2 protein-coding genes are annotated in these 1,364 nt (G+C 66.6%); both read left to right on the forward strand.

What is annotated here, in order from left to right; all coding sequences use genetic code 11:
• The first annotated feature begins 2 nt into the window (after positions 1-2).
• A complete protein-coding gene (locus EOA36_RS35530; protein WP_245464562.1) occupies positions 3-506 on the forward strand; it encodes a sigma-70 family RNA polymerase sigma factor in 504 nt (167 codons plus the stop codon).
• Positions 503-1,276 carry an anti-sigma factor gene (locus tag EOA36_RS35535; protein ID WP_127281243.1) on the forward strand — a complete coding sequence of 258 codons (774 nt, stop codon included), beginning with the start codon at positions 503-505 and terminating at the stop codon, positions 1,274-1,276. The genes EOA36_RS35530 and EOA36_RS35535 overlap by 4 nt, the downstream gene beginning before the upstream one ends.
• The last annotated feature ends 88 nt before the right edge of the window (positions 1,277-1,364 follow it).

The following is a 1,364-nucleotide window of genomic DNA, read 5'->3' on the forward strand; positions in this document are numbered from 1 at the left end:
ACATCATAGGACAGCTCGGGTCGCTGCGGCGCTATGCGCGCTCGCTGACGCGCGACGGCGTCGAGGCCGAGGATCTCGTGCATGACGCGCTGGTGCGCGCCTATGAGCGGCGCGGCACCTTCCGCTCGGGAGGAAACCTGCGGGCATGGCTGCTGTCGATCGTCCACAACACCTTCATCGACCGCGTGCGTTCGCGCCGTTCGGAAGCGGCGCGGCTGGAACGGGCCGGATATCTGGCCGACGGCAGCACGCCGGCGCCGCAGGAACATTCCGTGCGCCTGGCGCAGGTGCGCGAAGCCTTTTTCAGCCTGCCGGAAGAGCAGCGCTCGGCGTTGCATCTGGTCGCCATCGAGGGCCTCTCCTACCAGCAGGCGGCAAATGCCAGCGGCGTGCCGCTGGGCACGCTGATGTCGCGTATCGGCAGGGCGCGCGCGGCTTTGCGCCAGATGGAAGAGGCGCCCGCCCGTGGCAAAAATCATCTCAGGATCGTGGGAGGCGACTCATGACCGCTCTTGTCGACCCGGTTACGGACGCCGATCTCGACGCCTATGTCGACGACCAGCTCGACGTCACCCGCCGCATCGAGGTCGAGGCTTTCCTGGCCGCGCGTCCGGCGGCGGCCGCGCGCGTGATGTCCGATCTGCGCACCCGCGACGAACTGCGCGTGGCGTTGGCTGGCTCCGATGGCATGGCGCGGCCAGCAACGGCCGATGCCGCACGGCGGCTGGAGAGGGGACTTGGCCGGGGCCGTATCTTCGGCGTGCTGCAACGCGCGGCGGCGGTTGCTGCTTTCGTTGCCGCCGGCTGGCTGGCCAACGGCATCATCGGGCCGATATCGGTGACAAAGGTCGTCGCTTCGCCGCAGCCGCCCGCCTATGTCGACGAGGCGGTACAGGCACATAGGACGACGCTGCTGCGCGAGAACATGCCCTCGCAGACCGAGGCGCCCAATTACAATGCCGGCGAGATCCGCGCCGCCACCGCCATTGTCATGCCATCGCTGCCGACGGACTGGAAAGTCCGCGACGTGCAGATCTATCCGTCGCGCTTCGGCCCGAGTGTCGAGATTGCTGTTGAAACGAAGGAGATGGGCCTGGTGTCGCTGTTCGCAATCCGGCCGGGCACTTTCGATGTGGTCAAACCGACCGTCGCGCCCTCCGGCGATATCTCCTCGGCATACTTCCAGATCGGCGATGTCGCCTACGCGGTTGTCGCGAAGAGCGAGGTTCATGATCTCGACCGCGCCGCCGAAACGCTCGCCAGAACGCTTTACTGACCGATCCACAAAGGAGACCTGAAAATGAATACGCCCAATCTTGGATACCGGGTGGGCACAGGCGCCCGGACCGGAGCCGTCTACGACG

The sequence above is a fragment of the Mesorhizobium sp. M8A.F.Ca.ET.021.01.1.1 genome (assembly GCF_003998025.1).
Classification (GTDB): Bacteria; Pseudomonadota; Alphaproteobacteria; order Rhizobiales; family Rhizobiaceae; genus Mesorhizobium.

Excerpts from the sequence above, each read along its gene's own strand:
- EOA36_RS35535 (WP_127281243.1), top strand. The coding sequence starts at position 503 with ATGACCGCTCTTGTCGACCCGGTTACGGACGCCGATCTCGACGCCTAT.